Origin of the sequence: Variovorax sp. Root318D1 (assembly GCF_001424835.1) — a bacterium.
GTDB lineage: Bacteria > Pseudomonadota > Gammaproteobacteria > Burkholderiales > Burkholderiaceae_C > Variovorax.
This window is the reverse complement of the sequence record NZ_LMCQ01000012.1, coordinates 49,159-66,015: the sequence shown is the minus strand read 5'-3', so window position 1 is coordinate 66,015 and position 16,857 is coordinate 49,159. Positions and strand designations below refer to the sequence as shown.

General features: G+C 66.7%; 18 protein-coding genes. 14 read left to right on the top strand and 4 right to left on the bottom strand.

Annotation, left to right across the window (positions count from 1 at the left end):
* The first annotated feature begins 26 nt into the window (after positions 1-26).
* The 6 genes from ASC78_RS10565 to ASC78_RS10540 all read left to right on the top strand — a co-directional run bounded on the left by ASC78_RS10565 (position 27) and on the right by ASC78_RS10540 (position 7,021).
* Complete coding sequence (locus ASC78_RS10565; RefSeq protein ID WP_200934295.1) at positions 27-1,229, top strand: beta-ketoacyl-[acyl-carrier-protein] synthase family protein; 1,203 nt, start codon at positions 27-29, stop codon at positions 1,227-1,229.
* Complete coding sequence (locus ASC78_RS10560) at positions 1,226-2,071, top strand: beta-ketoacyl synthase chain length factor (protein ID WP_055800442.1); 846 nt, start codon at positions 1,226-1,228, stop codon at positions 2,069-2,071. Before ASC78_RS10565 ends, ASC78_RS10560 begins: the two co-directional genes overlap by 4 nt.
* Positions 2,072-2,077: 6 nt before the next feature.
* Entirely contained in the window at positions 2,078-3,715 is a 1,638-nt protein-coding gene (locus ASC78_RS10555; protein WP_055800439.1) for an NAD(P)/FAD-dependent oxidoreductase, read from the top strand.
* Between the two features lie 66 nt (positions 3,716-3,781).
* Positions 3,782-4,504: a response regulator gene (locus ASC78_RS10550; RefSeq protein ID WP_055800436.1), complete on the top strand. Its 723-nt coding sequence runs from the start codon at positions 3,782-3,784 to the stop codon at positions 4,502-4,504.
* 4 nt (positions 4,505-4,508) lie between these two features.
* Complete coding sequence (locus ASC78_RS10545; RefSeq protein ID WP_055802026.1) at positions 4,509-5,705, top strand: ATP-binding protein; 1,197 nt, start codon at positions 4,509-4,511, stop codon at positions 5,703-5,705.
* 59 nt (positions 5,706-5,764) lie between these two features.
* Entirely contained in the window at positions 5,765-7,021 is a 1,257-nt protein-coding gene (locus ASC78_RS10540; RefSeq protein ID WP_055800434.1) for an O-antigen ligase family protein, read from the top strand.
* 16 nt (positions 7,022-7,037) lie between these two features.
* Here ASC78_RS10540 and ASC78_RS10535 read toward each other — a convergent pair whose 3' ends face one another.
* A complete protein-coding gene (locus ASC78_RS10535; protein WP_055800431.1) occupies positions 7,038-7,247 on the bottom strand; it encodes a zinc-finger domain-containing protein in 210 nt (69 codons plus the stop codon).
* Positions 7,248-7,255: 8 nt separating this feature from the next.
* Complete coding sequence (locus ASC78_RS10530; protein ID WP_055800429.1) at positions 7,256-8,209, bottom strand: branched-chain amino acid transaminase; 954 nt, start codon at positions 8,207-8,209, stop codon at positions 7,256-7,258.
* Positions 8,210-8,348: 139 nt separating this feature from the next.
* On the opposite strand from ASC78_RS10530, the gene ASC78_RS10525 reads away from it, so the two are divergent.
* Positions 8,349-9,359: a recombination-associated protein RdgC gene (locus ASC78_RS10525; protein WP_055800426.1), complete on the top strand. Its 1,011-nt coding sequence runs from the start codon at positions 8,349-8,351 to the stop codon at positions 9,357-9,359.
* Positions 9,360-9,391: 32 nt separating this feature from the next.
* Here ASC78_RS10525 and ASC78_RS10520 read toward each other — a convergent pair whose 3' ends face one another.
* Positions 9,392-9,820 carry a hypothetical protein gene (locus tag ASC78_RS10520; protein WP_055800424.1) on the bottom strand — a complete coding sequence of 143 codons (429 nt, stop codon included), beginning with the start codon at positions 9,818-9,820 and terminating at the stop codon, positions 9,392-9,394.
* Positions 9,821-10,038: 218 nt separating this feature from the next.
* On the opposite strand from ASC78_RS10520, the gene ASC78_RS10515 reads away from it, so the two are divergent.
* Complete coding sequence (locus ASC78_RS10515) at positions 10,039-10,494, top strand: hypothetical protein (protein WP_055800420.1); 456 nt, start codon at positions 10,039-10,041, stop codon at positions 10,492-10,494.
* A 54-nt stretch (positions 10,495-10,548) separates the two neighbouring features.
* On the opposite strand, the gene radA is transcribed toward ASC78_RS10515, so the two are convergent.
* Positions 10,549-11,940, bottom strand: a complete 1,392-nt coding sequence (gene radA / locus ASC78_RS10510; protein WP_055800418.1) for a DNA repair protein RadA — start codon at positions 11,938-11,940, stop codon at positions 10,549-10,551.
* A gap of 99 nt (positions 11,941-12,039) precedes the next feature.
* Here radA and hpaR point away from each other — a divergent pair, with 99 nt between their 5' ends.
* From hpaR to ASC78_RS10480, 6 genes are all read left to right on the top strand, one after another.
* The gene (hpaR, locus tag ASC78_RS10505; RefSeq protein WP_055800415.1) at positions 12,040-12,474 is read left to right on the top strand and encodes a homoprotocatechuate degradation operon regulator HpaR; all 435 of its coding nucleotides are present in this window, start codon (positions 12,040-12,042) and stop codon (positions 12,472-12,474) included.
* The gene (locus ASC78_RS10500; protein ID WP_055800412.1) at positions 12,471-13,112 is read left to right on the top strand and encodes a fumarylacetoacetate hydrolase family protein; all 642 of its coding nucleotides are present in this window, start codon (positions 12,471-12,473) and stop codon (positions 13,110-13,112) included. Before hpaR ends, ASC78_RS10500 begins: the two co-directional genes overlap by 4 nt.
* On the top strand, positions 13,109-13,879 hold the full coding sequence (locus ASC78_RS10495) for a fumarylacetoacetate hydrolase family protein (protein WP_055800409.1): 771 nt from the start codon (positions 13,109-13,111) through the stop codon (positions 13,877-13,879). Before ASC78_RS10500 ends, ASC78_RS10495 begins: the two co-directional genes overlap by 4 nt.
* Before the next feature lie 66 nt (positions 13,880-13,945).
* Positions 13,946-15,406, top strand: coding sequence for a 5-carboxymethyl-2-hydroxymuconate semialdehyde dehydrogenase (hpaE, locus tag ASC78_RS10490; protein ID WP_055800405.1), 1,461 nt, complete (start codon positions 13,946-13,948; stop codon positions 15,404-15,406).
* Between the two features lie 291 nt (positions 15,407-15,697).
* Positions 15,698-16,033, top strand: a complete 336-nt coding sequence (locus ASC78_RS10485) for an aromatic ring-opening dioxygenase LigA (protein ID WP_055800401.1) — start codon at positions 15,698-15,700, stop codon at positions 16,031-16,033.
* The gene (locus ASC78_RS10480) at positions 16,030-16,857 is read left to right on the top strand and encodes an extradiol ring-cleavage dioxygenase (RefSeq protein ID WP_055800398.1); all 828 of its coding nucleotides are present in this window, start codon (positions 16,030-16,032) and stop codon (positions 16,855-16,857) included. The genes ASC78_RS10485 and ASC78_RS10480 overlap by 4 nt, the downstream gene beginning before the upstream one ends.

The window sequence follows — 16,857 nt, the reverse complement described above, 5'->3', positions numbered from 1 at the left end:
CGCCCCCGCCAACCCCCACAAGCAACGTGCCGCCTCGCATTTCTCCTCTTCAGATCAGCGCCTTCACGGCCACTTCGGCCGTCGGCGTCGGCAAGGAGCCGCTCGCCGAGGCACTCGCTCACTCGCGCAGCGGCCTGCGCGCCAACGATTTCGGCGATGCGCCCCTGCCCACGTGGATCGGCCGGGTCGACGGGCTCGAAGACATCCGCCTGCCGGAAGCGCTGGCCTCCTGGGACTGCCGCAACAACCGCCTAGCCTGGCTGGGCCTGCATGCGGACGGGTTCCTCGAAGCCGTGGCCGCCGCGCGGGCCAAGTACGGCGCCTCGCGCATCGCACTGATCCTGGGCACCTCGACGTCCAGCATCGGCGAAACGGAGCTGGCCTATACGCAGCTCGATGCCGATGGCCTCTTTCCACAGAACCAACGGCGTGCGGCCGTGCATACGCCGCATTCGCTGGCCATGTTCGTGCAGCAGGTGCTCGGGCTCACCGGGCCCAGCGAGACGATTTCCACCGCCTGCTCGTCGAGCGCCAAGGTATTTGCCTCGGCCGAGCGGCTGATTCGCCTCGGCCTGGCCGACGCTGCGGTGGTGGGCGGGGTCGACACGCTGTGCGGCAGCGTGCTGTTCGGCTTCAACTCGCTCGAACTGGTGTCGAACGAACCGTGCCGGCCCTTCGACGCCGGCCGCAAGGGCATCAGCCTTGGCGAGGCGGCCGGCTTTGCGCTGGTGGAGCGGGTGCAGGACGAGGCCGGCGCGCCGCTGCGGCTGCTCGGCTACGGCGAAGCCAGCGATGCGCACCACATGTCGACACCGCACCCCGAAGGCCTGGGTGCCGAACGCGCGCTCGACGAGGCGCTGGCGCGCGCGGGCCTGGCGCCCGACGCCATCGACTACATCAACATGCACGGCACCGCGAGCCAGAAGAACGACGAGGTCGAAGGCGCGCTGGTGGCAAGGCGCTTCCCCGCCACCACCCATGCCAGCTCGACCAAGGGCTTCATGGGCCACACGCTGGGTGCGGCGGGCATCGTCGAATCGGTGATCAGCCTGCTCGCGATCGAGCGCGGGCTGATGCCGGGCACGGTGAACACGAATGAACTCGACACAGGGTTCGGGCCGCAGATCCGGCTGCAGCCCGCGCAGGGCGAGGTGCGCTACGCGCTGACCAACTCTTTCGGCTTCGGCGGCAACAACTGCTCGCTGGTGTTCGGCAAGGCTGCGGCATGACCGTCACCCACCAGGCTCCGAAGCCCCCGACTCTCTACATCGAAGGCCCCGCCTTCTGGACGCCCACCCTGCCCGGCTGGGACGCCGCCCGCGCCGCCTTCCGCGGCGAAGGCGCGCTGGCCGACCCGCCCGCCAAGCGCCCGTCGCCGCAGGTGCTGGCACCGGCCGAGCGCCGCCGCGCGCCCGACACCGTGGCCCTCGCGCTCGAAGTGGCGGCCGCATCGATGGCCGCCTCGGGCCGCAATGCGGCCGACGTGCCCTGCGTGTTCGTCTCGGCACACGGCGACCTTTCGATCAACGACTACATGTGCAGCACGCTGGCCACCGATCCCACGGTGCTCTCGCCCACGCGCTTTCACAACTCGGTGCACAACGCGGCCGTGGGCTACTGGACCATCGGCACCGGCTGCATGGCGGCCAGCAATTCGGTTTCGGCCTACGAAAACAGCTTTGCCGCCGGACTGCTCGAAGCCGCGGTGCAATGCGCGGCCGACCAGTCGCCGGTGCTGCTGGTGGGCTACGACACACCCACCGTGGGCGCGCTGACCTCGGTGACCGACAGCCAGGGCCTCTTGGCCGTGGCGCTGGTGATCGCGCCCGAGCGCACGGCGCGCACCGTGGCCGCTCTCGATTGGTCGCTGCAGGAAAGCGGCGGCGGCACTGTGCCGGCCTCGCCTGCTTCCGATGCGGCAAAGACGCTGGTGAACATCAATCCGATGGCCCGTGCGCTCGGCCTGTTCGAATCGCTGGCGCGTGTGGAGGCCGACCCGCCGCCGCTCGAACTGCCGCTGTCTTCTTCCACCCTTTCGCTGCGGCTGCAACTGCGGCCGATCCGGGACTGAAGCTCCATGACCGGCACTGCGCAACGGTATGACGCAGTGATCATGGGCGGCGGGCTCGCGGGGCTCACCCTGGCCCTGCAGCTGAAGCAGCGCTTCGAAGACATCGACGTGCTGGTGCTGGAGCGGCGCAGCCATCCGGTGCCGCACGCGGCCCACAAGGTGGGCGAATCGTCGGTGGAGATCGGCGCGCACTACTTCGACACGGTGCTCGGCCTCAAGCTCCACATGGACAGCGCGCAGTTGCGCAAATTCGGTTTCCGCTTCTTCTTCAGCGAAGGCCGGCGCGACATTGACCAGGTGACCGAGATCGGTGCCAGCCGCTACCTGGCCGTTCCCAGCTACCAGATCGACCGCGGCATCTTCGAGAACTACCTGGCCCAGGAGGCCGTGCGGCGCGGCGTGCGCTTCGACGATGCCGCGCTGGTGCGCCGCGTCGATCTGGCCCAGGACGCCGATGCGCCGCACCGCCTGGAGTGGTCGCGCGGCGACGAAACCCACAGCGCAGAGGCGCGCTGGCTGATCGATGCCTGCGGCCGCGCCAGCCTGCTCAAGCGCAAGCTCGGGCTCGCAGAGGCCAACGCGCACGGCGTGAACGCCGTGTGGTTTCGCATCGGCGAGCGCATTTCCATCGACGAATGGAGCGACGACACGGCCTGGCGCGGGCGCTGCGATCCCCAGGCGCGCTGGCTTTCGACCAACCACCTGGTGGGCGCCGGCTACTGGGCCTGGCTGATTCCGCTGGCTTCGGGCTCGCACTCGGTGGGCATCGTGGCCGACCCGAAGTTGCATCCGCTCGACACCATCGACACCTTCGACAAAGCCATGCAGTGGTTTGCCACCTACCAGCCGCGGCTTTTCGACGCGCTCGACGGCAAGCGGCACCTGCTGCAGGACTTTGCCTTCCTCAAGCACTTTTCGCACGGCTGCAAGCAGGTGTTCTCGGGCCAGCGGTGGGCGTTGACGGGCGAGGCGGGGTTGTTTCTCGACCCCTTCTATTCGCCCGGCAGCGACTTCATTGCGATCAGCAACACCTACATCACCGACCTGGTGGCGCACGACCGCGCGGGCCGCTCGCTCGAAGCGCGCGCGCAGCTCTACGACCAGATCTACCACTCCTTCTACGAAAGTACGCTGGCGCTCTACCAGGACCAGTACCCGCTGTTCGGCGACCCCGAAGTGCTGCCGGTGAAGGTGATCTGGGACTACGCCTACTACTGGGGCGTGCTCTCGCAGATCTTCTTCCAGCAGCGGCTCACCGACCTGATGCTGCTGGGCAGCCTGAAGGAAGAGCTGCAGCACTGCCAGCGCCTGAACCTGGCGGTGCAGCAGCTGCTGCGCGCATGGTCCGCCGCCAGCCCGCAGCGCAACATCCCGGTCATGCTCGACCAGGCGGCCATGCCGTGGTTCGCCGAACTCAATCGCAGCCTGAAAGACCCGCGGCTCGATGCTGCCGCGTTCAAGTCGCGCATCCGAGCCTCGACATTCCAGCTGCGCCAGCTGGCGGGCGAAATCCTCGGGCGGGCGCGGGCGGACAATGCGGCACTGGCGGACTGCACCCTGCCCGCTATCCTCGAGGAAAACTTGACCATACCGCCGGCCGACGCGCCGGCCGGTCCCTTACTTTTCGCGGCACCCCCGGGTTGACATCCGGACGCCGGGTTTACCCAACTTTACGGAGCGTTCAAGCCCCGTTGCCCCCCGTGGAGGACCATGAAGCGCATGAGCACCCCCCAACTCCTGATGATCGAAGACGACGCCCGCCTGGCACACATGGTGGGCGAATACCTGACGCAGTCGGGATTCCTCTTCTCGCATGCCGGCGACGGCGCCAGCGGCCTCGAGCTGCTGCAGCAGCACGCGCCGGACCTGGTGATCCTCGACCTGATGCTGCCGGACACCGACGGCCTCGAAATCTGCCGCCGCATCCGGTCGCTGCCCGCCCCCGCATCGAAGGTGTCGGTGCTGATGCTCACCGCCAAGGGCGACCCGATGGACCGCATCATCGGCCTGGAGATCGGCGCCGACGACTACCTGCCCAAGCCCTTCGAGCCGCGCGAGCTGCTGGCACGCATCCGCGCGGTGCTGCGCCGGCGCAGCGAGAACAGCGCCGACACCGAAGCCAGCACGGTGATGCGCTTCGGCACGCTCGAGATCGACCGCAACGCGCGCACCGTGTCGGTAGGCGGCGCGCTGGCCGACCTCACCTCCTACCAGTTCGACCTCCTCGTGGCCATGGCCGAGCGGGCGGGCCGGGTGCTAACGCGCGACCAGATCATGGAAGCGGTGCGCGGCCGCGAACTCGAAGCCTTCGACCGCTCGATCGACGTGCACATGGGCCGCATCCGCGCGGCGATCGAGGTCGACGCCAAGAACCCGAAGCGCATCCTCACCGTGCGTGGCGTGGGCTACGTCTTCGCCAAGCAGCAAGATTGATTTGATGCTGCGCAACCTGTATTCACGCCACCTGTACGTCCGCATCTGGCTCGCGGTGGTGGGCGGCGTCGTCATCCTCACGCTGATGGCCAACTGGATCGTGCGCGAGGCGGCCGAGGCCGAGCGCGAGCGGCTGGCACCGGTGCCGCGCAACGTGGTGGTGCTCGACGCGCAAGACCGCACCATCGGCAGCGGCAAGGCCCTGCGGGTGCCGGGCCAGGGCCTGGAGTTCGACGTGACGCTAGCCGACGGCAAGGCCATCACGCTGCGCGTGGCGCCGCGCGACCGGCCGCCCGGTGGCGGGTTCGCGCCCTGGCGCACCCCCTTCGGGCTCGGCTGGATGATCGCCCTCGTGGGCATTGCCGTGGCCCTGGGCGTGTACCCCATCGTGCGCCGACTCACCCAACGGCTGGAAACATTGCAACGCGGCGTGCAACGCTGGGGCGAAGGCGACCTCTCGGTGCGCGTGACCGAAGAAGGGCAGGACGAAGTGGCTGATCTCTCCAAGCGTTTCAACGCATCGGCCGAACGCATCGAAAAACTGGTGCGCTCGCACAAATCGCTGCTGGCCAATGCGTCTCACGAGCTGCGCTCGCCGCTCACCCGCATCCGCATGGGGCTGGAGCTGATGGGCGAGCGCCCGAGCCCCGCCGCGCGCGACGAGATATCGCGCAACATCGGCGAGCTGGACCAGCTCATCGACGAAATCCTGCTGGCCAGCCGGCTCGATGCGAGCGAGGCCGACATGGGCACCATCGAGGCGGTCGACCTCACCGGCCTCGCGGCCGAGGAGTGTTCGCAGGTGAATGCCGAACTCGACCTGGTGGAAGGCACCGACAACGCCAAGCTCACGGTGCCCGGCGTTTCGCGCCTGCTGCGCCGCGCGATCCGCAATCTGCTGGAGAACGCCCGCCGCTATGGCGCGGGCGAAATCTCGGTCGAGCTCGGCAGCGCCAACGGCTTTGCGATCGTGCGCGTGAACGACCGAGGCCCGGGTGTGCCGGCGGCCCTGCGCGAGCGCATCTTCGAACCCTTCTATCGGCTCCCCGGCGCCAGCGAGCGCAACGGCGGCGTCGGCCTCGGGCTGGCGCTGGTGAAGTCGATCGCCGAGCGCCACGGCGGCAGCGTGCGCTGCGAGGAGCGCCCGGGCGGCGGCGCGAGCTTCGTCATCCGACTGCCGGCGGCAAGCGGCGCCATCTGACCAGCCGGCGGGCGCGCAGTCAGGTTGGGCCCGAGGGCCCCGCCTAAAATCCCGCCCCTATGCAGAGATCGCACATCGTCAGGCCCGCGGCCATGTTCTGGGGGCTGGTGGTGTTCATGCCCGTCGGCGTCACCTACCTTGCGGCGCTGCTGCTGCTCGCCACCATGGGGCTGGCCGGCGGCTATCGCGAACGCTTCGCGCGGCTGCGTGCCAACCCGCTGTGGTGGCCGATGGTGGCGTACCTGGCGTGGACCTTCATCGTGCTGGCCATTGGCCCGCACTACCCCGAGACCAGCTCGAACCTGTTCCACGGGCTGCGCATCGGCCTCACCATCTTGATGGCGATGGCGCTCACGCGCGAGGAAGCGATATGGGCGCTGCGCGGCTTCCTGCTGATCGCGGCGCTGAACGTCCTCTTGATCGTGGCGTATTACGCCTTCGGCTTTCCGATCTGGTCGCCGTTGCGCGCGGTGGTCATGGAAGTGGGCAACAAGTCGATCAGCAACGCGCTGCTCTTCAGCGTGGTGGCGTCCACGGCTGCCGTATGGGGCATTGCGCAGATCGCAGCACACAGGCCGCTGCGCGCTGTCCCCGCCTTCGTGCTGGTGCTCGGGCTGGGGCTGGTGGTTGCGCTGCCGCTGACCTCGCGCACGTCGGTGCTCGCGCTGATGCTGGTGATTCCGGCCGTGTGCATCCACCAATGGCGCAGTCACCTGAAGATGCTGGTGAGCGCGCTGGTGCTGGGTGCCGTGGTGCTGGCGGCCGGGCTCTATCAGTTGCCGCAGCTGCAGCACAAGGTCGAGACCGGCGTGGAGGAAATCGAGAAGGCGCAAGCCGGCGAGATCTTCAAAGGCAGTTGGGTCATTCGCTACTACATGTACCGAGACACCGGCCTCATGATCGCCGACCGGCCGCTCACCGGCTGGGGCATCGGCGGCTGGACCGACCAGTGGCACAAGCGCGGCCCGGTGCTCTTCGCCGATTCGAACATGCCGCACAACGACTTTTTGTGGGTCGGCGCGCAGGGAGGCCTGCCGGCCTTATTGAGCCTGCTGGTCATCATGGCCGGCGCCGTCTGGCAGGCGTGGAAACGGCCCGATATTGCGGGCCGCTACGCGCTCGCCGCCACGCTGATCGCGCTGATCGCGTCGAGCGTGAACTCGGCGATGCGCGACGCGCAGATCGGCCTGGCGCTGCTGTGGATTGCGATGGTGTACCTGCGGCTTGCGCAGGAACCCCGGAGCGCCCAACCCTGGCGCGATTTGTGGCCGGGGCGCCGTATCGCCGCGGCGCCCGATATGGCCGCCGCCAGCTAGCAGCAGCCCGTCGGAGTCAGTGCCGGGACGACACCGTCTCGCCCGCCTTCAGGCGATAGACAGTGCCGCAGTACGGGCACTTGGCTTCGCCGGTGCGCGCCACGTCCAGGTAGACCTTGGGGTGGGTGTCCCAGAGCTTCATGTCCGCCTTGGGGCTGGGGCAGAACACGCCGCCCTGATGGTTCAGATCCTTGGCCAGGAGTTCGACGACTGCGTTGGTAGGCATGGGTTTTCTCAGACTTTCGTGAGCCAATGGGCGTACTTGGGATTCTTGCCATTCACGATGTCGAAGAAGGCCGCCTGGATCTTCTCGGTGATCGGGCCGCGCGAGCCGCCGTCGCCGCGGTTGCCGATCTCGATGCGGTCGAGTTCGCGGATGGGCGTCACTTCGGCGGCGGTGCCGGTGAAGAAGGCTTCGTCGGAGATGTAGACCTCGTCGCGCGTGATGCGCTTTTGCACGAGTTCGATGCCGAGGTCCTTGCACACGTGCAGGATGGTGTTGCGCGTGATGCCGTTGAGCGCGCCGGCCGACAGGTCGGGCGTGTAGACCACGCCGCCCTTGACCACGAAGATGTTCTCGCCCGCGCCTTCGGAGACGAAGCCGCTCGCGTCGAGCAGCAGTGCTTCGTCGTAGCCGTCGTCCAGCGCTTCCATGTTGGCGAGGATGGAGTTGGTGTAGTTGCTCACCGACTTGGCCTGCGTCATCGTGATGTTGACGTGGTGGCGGGTGTAGCTGGAAGTCTTCACGCGGATGCCGCGCCGCATGCCCTCTTCGCCCAGGTAGGCGCCCCAGGACCAGGCCGCGACCATGGCGTGGATCCGGTTGCCCTTGGGGCTCACGCCGAGCTTTTCGGAGCCGATCCAGATCAGCGGGCGCAGGTAGCAGCTTTCGAGCTTGTTCTCGCGCACGACCTGCTTCTGGGCTTCGTTCAGCTGTTCTGGCGTGAAGGGGATCTTCATGCGCAGGATCTTGGCGCTGTTGAACAGGCGCTCGGTGTGCTCGGCCAGGCGGAAGATGGACGTGCCGCCATCGGCCGTCTTGTAGGCGCGCACGCCCTCGAAGGCGCCGCAGCCGTAGTGCAGCGTGTGGCTCAGCACGTGGATCTTGGCGTCGCGCCAGTCCACGAGTTCGCCGTCCATCCAGATCTTGCCGTCACGGTCGTCCAGCGAGGGGGGGATCGAGCTCATTTCCTGATTCCTTTGTTTGGGAAGCGGTGTGGGGGGTGCGACGGAGAGGAAGTCGCAAAAGCTTGCGATTTTACGGCCGGCCCCGGAACGGGGTGCCCGACAATGGCCGGTTGTCCAAACCAGTGGAAAAAGGGTTTCCGTGTCCGTATTCAAGAACGTCATCGTCTATCGCATCGAACCTGCCTGGTCCCAAACATTGACCGAGGTGGAAGAAGGTCTCGGCAAGCAGCGCTTCGAGCCCTGCGGCCCCTCGCAGGAAAAGTCCGCCGGCTGGGTCGAGCCCCGCGGCGAGGCCAACGGCCCGCTGGCCGAGTCCATCGGCGGCCAGTGGCTGGTCGAATACATGATCGAGAGCAAGGCGGTGCCCGGCTCCGTGGTGCGCCGCAAGCTCGACGAGCGCTGCGCGCAAATCGAGGCCACCACCGGCCGCAAGCCCGGCAAGAAGGAAAAGAAGGAGCTCAAGGAAGACATCACGCTCGAGCTGCTGCCAATGGCCTTCACGCGCAGCGCCCGCGTGGCCGTGTGGATCGACCAGGCCGAGCGCCGCCTGGTGATCAACAGCGCCAATGCCGCGCGCGCCGACGAAGTGGTGACCAGTCTCGTGAAGTCGCTCGACGGTTTTGCCGTGGCCCTCATCAACACGCAGATCGAGCCGGCCGCCGCCATGGCCAACTGGCTGCTCACGCAGGAGCCGCCGGCCGGCTTCACCATCGACCGCGAGTGCGAACTCAAGGCCTCGGACGATTCGAAAGCCGTGGTGCGCTACGCCAAACACCCGCTCGACATCGAGGAAGTGCAAAAGCACATCACCGATGGCAAGCGACCGACGCGCCTGGCGCTCACCTGGGACGACCGCGTGTCTTTCGAGCTGACGCACGGCATGCTGATCCGCAAGATCGTGTTCCTCGAAGGCACGGGCGACGGTGCCTCGGGCGGCAAGAAGGAAGACAACTTCGATGCCGACGTGGCCATTGCCACCGGCGAACTCGGCCAACTGGTGCCGGCGCTGCTCGACGCGCTGGGCGGCGAAGCGGCATTCTCGGGCGCCCCGAAGGATGAGAGCGCGAAACCGGAGGCAGTGCCTGCTGCGGCGCCCACCACCTCGACGCCGGCCGACGCCGTCGAGGAAGAAGAAGACGCACCGTTCTGAAGGAAGGACGGCGCCCCGCCCGGCTTGCCTGATCAGCTCGCCGGCGTTTCTTCTTCGGGCGGAGCCTCGGGCCGCGTCAGCGTCCAGCTCTGCAGCTTGCCGCCGTTGAACACGGCGTCGACATACGAGCCGCCCGTGTCGGTCCAGCGGTAGAGCTCGGGCTGCTCGTCCTTGGGCGAACGCAGTTCGCCAAGCGCGCGCGTCATCGCGATGACGTGCATCAGCGTCACGCCTTTCTTGAGCCTGGCGTTCAGCATCACCGCGCTTGCGACATAGCCCACCGGTCGGTCGGCGGCCCGCTTGAGCACCTGCATCGCGCGGTTGAAGTGCAGCAGCAAAAACATCACGATCGCGCCGCCGGTCAGCGCCACTCCGGCCCAGCCGTAGCTGCGCCATGCAAGCCCGAGAAGGACGATGCCGCCCACGGGCACCAGCAGTTTCTGAAAATTCATGGGGCGCATTGTCGCCGCCCGGTGCTCCTCACCTTCCTGGCGTCATTCAAAAGTTCGCATGTGGATCGGAGGCGCTTTTCTTGCCGCACTGGCAAGACAGGCGGCAGTAGCGGCCATGGCTACCGCCGGGCGCGCGGGGCGGTACTCATCGCGAAAAGCAGGTGGCGCGGTGGCGCGAGCCGGCACATTTCACCGCACGGGCATCTGCCCGGGCCACTGAAAAGTGTATGAATATTCCGCGCTCTGTCACATTCGTTCGTCTCACCCTCGCCGCCACGCTCACGGCCGCCGTCCTCAGCGGTTGCTACGTGGTGCCACTCGGGCAACCCGCACCCGCGGCGCCGCCTTCGCAGGCTTACGCCGTTGCACCGGGTCCGGTGGCGCAGAGCTTCAGTGCGCGGCTGTATCCGTCGAACGCCGAAGCGGCGCGCTACGGAACCGTCGCAGGCACGGTGACCAACGACATGAACGGCCGCGGCCATTTCAATGCGCACATCGGTGGGGAGCAGTTCCAGGGAGAGGCGACCCGGGTTGCCGGCTCGCGAGGTGCCGGCCTGGCGAACGCCAGCGGCAATCGCGGCGGCAACCTGAGTTGCCAGTACACGATGAACTCGGCCACGTTGGGCAGCGGCCAATGCGTGCTCAACGGCGGACCGGCGTTCACGATGCACATCGGGGGGTAGGGAGGGTGGCCCGGCGCGCCTGTGGTGCGCCGGGCATTTTTTCCTCCAGTGAATTCAATCGAGGCGGCGGACCACGTCCATCGCCTCTTCGATGCGGTCGACGGCGTGGATCGACAGGCCCTCGATCTCTTTCGATCCCTTTCGCGGCGCATTGGCCTTGGGCACCACGGCCACGCTGAAGCCCAGCTTGGCGGCTTCGCGCAGGCGCTCCTGGCCGCGCGGCGCCGGACGCACTTCACCCGCCAGGCCCACTTCGCCGAAAGCGATGAAGCCCTTGGGCAGCGGCTTGCCGCGCAGGCTGGAGGTGATGGCCAGCATCACGGCCAGGTCGGCCGCGGGCTCGCTGATGCGCACGCCGCCCACCGCGTTGACGAACACGTCCTGGTCCATGCAGGCCACGCCCGCATGGCGATGCAGCACGGCCAGCAGCATGGCGAGGCGGTCGCGGTCCAGGCCCACCGAAAGGCGGCGCGGGCTCGGGCCGCCGTTGTCGACCAGCGCCTGGATTTCCACCAGCATCGGCCGCGTGCCCTCGAGCGTGACCAGCACCACGCTGCCGGGCACCGGCTCGGCATGCTGGCTCAGGAAGATCGCGCTCGGGTTGGCCACGCCTTTCAGGCCGCGCTCGGTCATGGCGAACACGCCGATCTCGTTCACGGCGCCAAAGCGGTTCTTGATGGCACGCACGAGGCGAAAGCTCGAATGCGTGTCGCCTTCGAAGTACAGCACCGTGTCGACCATGTGCTCGAGCACGCGTGGCCCCGCGAGCGCGCCCTCCTTGGTGACGTGGCCCACCAGCACCACGGCCGTGCCGCTGGTCTTGGCAAAGCGCGTGAGGTGCGCCGCGCATTCGCGCACCTGCGCAACGGAGCCCGGTGCGGAGGTGAGCTGGTCGGAGTACACCGTCTGAATCGAATCGATCACCGCGATGGCCGGACGCGTGGCGTCGAGCGTGGCGATGATCTTCTCGAGCTGGATCTCGGCCAGCACCTGCACCTGCGAATGGTCGAGGCCGAGCCGCCGCGAGCGCAGCGCCACCTGCGCGCCGCTTTCCTCGCCGGTGACGTAGAGCGCGTTCTGCCCCGCGCGCTGCAGCGCGTCGACCGCCTGCAAGAGCAAGGTCGACTTGCCGATGCCCGGATCGCCACCAATGAGCGTGACGCCGCCGGACACGATACCGCCGCCCAGCACGCGGTCGAGTTCTTCCAGGCCGGTGGGCGTGCGCTCGATGTCGGTTGCTTCTATTTCCGACAGCGTGGCGAGTTCGGACGCTCCCGCGAGCGAGGCGTACTGCGTGCCGAAGCGGTTGTTGGCCGGGCCGCTGCCGTTGCCCGCGACCTGCTCGATGAGTGTGTTCCAGGCGCCGCAGCTCGGGCATTTGCCGAGCCACTTGGGGCTGGTGCCGCCGCATTCGCTGCAGACAAATAGTGTTTTTTCCTTGGCCATGCGGGGAGTTTAGGTGTCCGCACAAACCCTGATGGAAAACGGCTAGGAAAGAAATTCCAAATCATTTAACATGTTAACTAATTCAACGAGGTACAGCTTTTGAGCACCACCTTCACGCACCGCAATTTGCCGCGCCTGCTGCTGCAGGCCCGCGAAGCCGTGATGGCCCACACGCGGCCCAGCTTGCGCGAGCACGCGCTGTCCGACCAGCAATGGCGCGTGCTGCGCGTGCTCGGCGAGCACGGCGCCGTCGAAACCGGCCACGTGGCACGCGAGGCGTTCATCCTCGGCCCCAGCCTCACCGGCGTGCTCGCGCGCATGGAGCGCGACAAGCTCATCACGCGCAGCCGCGATCCCGAAGACCAGCGACGTACGGTGGTCGAGGCCACGCCACACGGCATGAAGCTGGTGAAGCGCCTGTCGACCAGCATCGAAGCACACTACGACTGGATGGAAAAGTCGCTCGGCAAGACCAAGCTCACCCAGCTCTACGGGCTGCTCGACGAACTCATTGCACTGGAGCAGCCCTCATGAGCAGCAGCGCCCCGCACTACCTTCCGACAGGCACCGTGTACGGCACGCTGCTGAACTTCCGCGCCGAGTTCGACGCGCTCGCGCCGCAAATGGCAGAGCCACCCTACAAGGCGCCGCCGAAAGCGCCGGTGCTCTATGTGAAGACCGCCAACACCTGGAGCCCGCACGGCAGCGCCATTGCGGTGCCTTCATCCGTGCCCGAGGTGGAAATCGGCGCCAGCATCGGCATGGTGATCGGCGCCGAGGGCGACGTGGAAGGCTTCGTGCTGATGAACGATCTCTCGATTCCGCACGCGAGCTTCTTCCGTCCTCCCGTGAAATTCAAGTGCGTGGACGGGTTCCTCGGCATCGGTCCGGTGCTGCGCGACGCGCAGGAGGTGGCCGACCCCGCAGGCTTTCGCGTCGAGGTGCGCATCAATGGCACGCTCAGGCAGTCGATCGATTTTTCGCAGCTCGTGCGTCCGGCGCAGCAGCTGCTCGCCGACGTCGGCGACTTCATGACGCTCGCGCATGGCGACGTGCTGATGCTGGGCTGCGACGCCGGCCGACCGCTGGCCCGCGCGGGCGATCGCATCGAGATTTCCGCGCCGGGGTTCGAGACCCTGGCCAACGCGCTGGTGCAGGAGGTGGCCGCATGAAGCACGCGCGCGTCATATTCGAAGGCCGCGAACACACCGGCACCGCGCATGAATTCAATGGCGAGCAAGATGCCGCCGTGCGCCTGGAAGACGGCCGCGTGGTGCCGCAGGATCAGCTCACCTGGCTACCGCCGCTTGCGCCTACGGCGCGGCCCCGCACCATCCTTGCGCTCGGCCTCAACTACGCCGACCACGCCAAGGAACTGGAGTTCAAGGCGCCCGAGGAACCGCTGGTGTTCGTCAAGGGCCAGAGCACGCTGACCGGCCACCGCCAGCGCACGCATCGCCCGGCCGGCGTGCAGTTCATGCACTACGAATGCGAGCTCGCCATCGTCGTCGGCAAGACGGCGCGCCACGTAAAGCGGGACGACGCCTACGACTTCATTGGCGGCTACACCGTGGCCAACGACTACGCCATTCGCGACTACCTGGAGAACTGGTATCGCCCCAATCTGCGCGTGAAGAACCGCGACACCTGCACGCCGCTCGGACCCTGGTTCGTCGACGCGGCCGATGTGCCCGACCCGATGGCGCTCGCGCTCAAGACCACGGTGAACGGCACCGTCACGCAGCAGGGCAGCACGCGCGACATGATCTTCGACGCGCCCTTTCTCATCGAGTATTTCAGCCGCTTCATGACGCTGTCGCCCGGCGATCTGATTCTTACGGGCACGCCCGACGGCGTGGTCGATTGCAGGCCGGGCGATGTGGTGGTGACCGAGATCGAGCGCATCGGCGCACTGGTCAACACCATCGAGGGCACCTAGCGCCGCACTGCTTTTCCATACCAACGACAGAAGAGACAAACACTGACTGCCCCTTGAAGGGATTCCATGCAACAGATTCATCACCTCATCGGCGGCAAGAGCGTTGCCGGCACCGACTACTTTCAGACCGTCAACCCCGCTACGCAGGAGGTGCTGGCCGAAGTCGCCTCGGGCGGCGAAGCCGAAGTGAACGCGGCCGTGGCCGCCGCCAAGGAAGCGTTTCCCAAGTGGGCCGGGCTGCCTACGACCGAGCGCGCGAAGCTGGTCCGCAAGCTCGGCGACCTGATCGCCAAGCACGTGCCCGAGATCGCGCAGACGGAGACCGACGACTGCGGCCAGGTCATCTCGCAGACCGGCAAGCAGCTGATCCCTCGCGCGGCCGACAACTTCTACTACTTTGCCGAGATGTGCACGCGCGTGGACGGCCACACCTACCCAACGCCCACGCACCTGAACTACACGCTGTTCCACCCAGTGGGCGTGTGCGCGCTCATCAGCCCGTGGAACGTGCCCTTCATGACCGCCACGTGGAAGGTCGCGCCGTGTCTCGCCTTCGGCAACACCGCGGTGCTGAAGATGAGCGAGCTCTCTCCACTCACAGCGGCGCGCCTGGGCGAGCTCGCGCTCGAAGCGGGCATTCCACCGGGCGTGTTGAACCTGGTGCACGGCTACGGCAAGGAAGCCGGCGAGCCGCTGGTGGCGCATCCCGACGTGCGCGCGATCTCGTTCACCGGCTCCACCGCCACGGGCAACCGCATCGTGAAAAGCGCGGGCTTGAAGAAGTTCAGCATGGAGCTGGGCGGCAAGAGCCCGTTCGTGATCTTTGACGACGCCGACCTGGGCCGCGCGCTGGACGCGGCGGTGTTCATGATCTTCAGCAATAACGGCGAGCGCTGCACGGCGGGCTCGCGCATCCTGGTGCAACAGTCGATCTATGCGGACTTTGCCGCGAAGTTTGCCGAGCGGGCCAGGCGCATCGTGGTGGGCGACCCGCTCGACGAGAAGACCATCGTCGGGCCGATGATTTCGCAGGGGCACCTGGCGAAGGTGCGCAGCTACATCGAGCTCGGTCCGAAGGAAGGCGCGACGCTGCTGTGCGGCGGGCTCGGCACGCCCGAACTGCCTGACCGCGTGAAGCACGGCAACTACGTGATGCCGACGGTGTTCGCAGACGTCGACAACCGCATGCGGATTGCGCAAGAAGAAATTTTCGGTCCGGTGGCCTGCCTGATTCCGTTCAAGGACGAGGCCGAAGCGATCCGCCTTGCCAACGACATCGAGTACGGTCTCTCGAGTTATGTGTGGACCGAGAACATCGGCCGCGCGCACCGCGTGGCGGCCGCGGTGGAGGCCGGCATGTGCTTCGTCAACAGCCAGAACGTACGGGACCTGCGCCAGCCTTTTGGCGGCACCAAGGCCTCGGGTACGGGACGCGAAGGCGGCACCTGGAGCTATGAAGTGTTCTGCGAGCCGAAGAACGTTGCGGTTTCGATGGGTTCGCACCATATTCCGCATTGGGGGGTGTGAGATGTATCGCCTTGGGCGCGCTCCCGCCGACGGGGTACCTTGCTCCGCGAATGTCCTCCGGCCTGCGGCCTCCCCCTTTATTTCGCTGCGCAAGGCACCCCATCGACGGGAGCGTTGTTCAGAGCGAACGTTGATCGACCGGAACAACCACAGCGCCCAGTGTGAACAGGGCACCGGGTGCTCCCCGCAGCGAAATAAAGGAGGAGGGCGAAGCCCGGGGGACATTCGCGGAGGGGAGTACCCGGTGGCCTTTGCACGCGCCCCAAACGCAGAGAACGCGAGGTCCCTGCTATGAGCCTCTACGCCATGCAGAAATTTTTGTTTGCACTCAACCGCGATGCCGGCGTGCAACGCCGCTATGCGGAAGGCGGCGAAACACGTGTCGAGTTGCTGGCTGCCTATGACCTCAACGACGAAGAGCGCGAAGCCATCGACAAGGGCGACATCGGCAAGCTCTACGTGCTGGGCTGCAACGGACAACTGTTGATGCACTTCGCACCGCTGCTCGGCATTGCATGGGCCGACTACCTCGAAGCGATGCGCGAAGGCGTGCGCAAGTACGGTCCGGTGCGTGCAGGAATTTATGCGATGACAACGGGTACAGACGAAAAGGTGGCAGGCGTATGAGTCTCGTATTCGCAGGCGTGTGCAGCCACGCCCCTGGCATTACTGGCCGCGCCCACCTGGCCGACGCAGTCGTGAAGGACGAATTTCACGCGCAGTTCCATCGCTTCGGCGAAGCAATGCGCGCCACGAAGCCCGACGCGGTGATCGTGGTCGCGGCCGAGCACTTCGCGAATTTCTTCATGAACAACATGCCGGCCTATGCAATCGGCATGGCCGACAGCTACGAGGGTCCGATCGAGGATCCGAAGTGGCTGGGTATCGAGAAGCACACCATCCCCGGCGATGCCGCGCTGTCGCAGCGCTTGATTCGCGAGGTGATGCAGACCGTGGACGTGGCCTACGCGGAAGAATGGAAATTCGACCACGGCATCATGGTGCCGCTCCACTTTCTCACGCCGATGTTCGACACCAAGGTCATTCCCGTGAACATCAACTGCCAGGGACCGCCGCTCACACCGCTGCACCGCGCCTGGGCCTTCGGAGAAGCCTTGCGCCGCGCCTGCGACAAGGCGCCCGAGCGCATTGCGCTGGTGGGCACGGGCGGCATTTCACATTGGCCGGCCACACCCGATTCGGGCAAGGTCAACGCCGAGTGGGACGCCGAGTTCATGCGCCGCTGGTGCGCCAACGACCGCGAAGCGCTGCTCTCGCAGGCCGACTACAACGATGAAGCCACCTACCGCGAAGCGGGCCAGGGCGGCTTCGAGATTCGCACCTTCTTGAGCGTGGCCGCGGCCGCGCGTGGCAAGGGCCAGATCCTGCACATGAATGCCATCCCCATCTTCGCGGTGACATGCACCGTCGCGACGATGTCGATCGAATGA

What these genes read in the sequence shown, in the direction of transcription:
- ASC78_RS10560 (WP_055800442.1), top strand. Translation starts at nt 1,226, where the DNA reads ATGACCGTCACCCACCAGGCTCCGAAGCCCCCGACTCTCTACATCGAA.
- ASC78_RS10555 (WP_055800439.1), top strand. Translation starts at nt 2,078, where the DNA reads ATGACCGGCACTGCGCAACGGTATGACGCAGTGATCATGGGCGGCGGG.
- ASC78_RS10550 (WP_055800436.1), top strand. Translation starts at nt 3,782, where the DNA reads ATGAAGCGCATGAGCACCCCCCAACTCCTGATGATCGAAGACGACGCC.
- ASC78_RS10545 (WP_055802026.1), top strand. Translation starts at nt 4,509, where the DNA reads ATGCTGCGCAACCTGTATTCACGCCACCTGTACGTCCGCATCTGGCTC.
- ASC78_RS10540 (WP_055800434.1), top strand. Translation starts at nt 5,765, where the DNA reads ATGCAGAGATCGCACATCGTCAGGCCCGCGGCCATGTTCTGGGGGCTG.
- ASC78_RS10535 (WP_055800431.1), bottom strand. Translation starts at nt 7,247, where the DNA reads ATGCCTACCAACGCAGTCGTCGAACTCCTGGCCAAGGATCTGAACCAT.
- ASC78_RS10530 (WP_055800429.1), bottom strand. Translation starts at nt 8,209, where the DNA reads ATGAGCTCGATCCCCCCCTCGCTGGACGACCGTGACGGCAAGATCTGG.
- ASC78_RS10520 (WP_055800424.1), bottom strand. Translation starts at nt 9,820, where the DNA reads ATGCGCCCCATGAATTTTCAGAAACTGCTGGTGCCCGTGGGCGGCATC.
- ASC78_RS10515 (WP_055800420.1), top strand. Translation starts at nt 10,039, where the DNA reads ATGAATATTCCGCGCTCTGTCACATTCGTTCGTCTCACCCTCGCCGCC.
- radA (WP_055800418.1), bottom strand. Translation starts at nt 11,940, where the DNA reads ATGGCCAAGGAAAAAACACTATTTGTCTGCAGCGAATGCGGCGGCACC.
- ASC78_RS10500 (WP_055800412.1), top strand. Translation starts at nt 12,471, where the DNA reads ATGAGCAGCAGCGCCCCGCACTACCTTCCGACAGGCACCGTGTACGGC.
- ASC78_RS10495 (WP_055800409.1), top strand. Translation starts at nt 13,109, where the DNA reads ATGAAGCACGCGCGCGTCATATTCGAAGGCCGCGAACACACCGGCACC.
- hpaE (WP_055800405.1), top strand. Translation starts at nt 13,946, where the DNA reads ATGCAACAGATTCATCACCTCATCGGCGGCAAGAGCGTTGCCGGCACC.
- ASC78_RS10485 (WP_055800401.1), top strand. Translation starts at nt 15,698, where the DNA reads ATGAGCCTCTACGCCATGCAGAAATTTTTGTTTGCACTCAACCGCGAT.
- ASC78_RS10480 (WP_055800398.1), top strand. Translation starts at nt 16,030, where the DNA reads ATGAGTCTCGTATTCGCAGGCGTGTGCAGCCACGCCCCTGGCATTACT.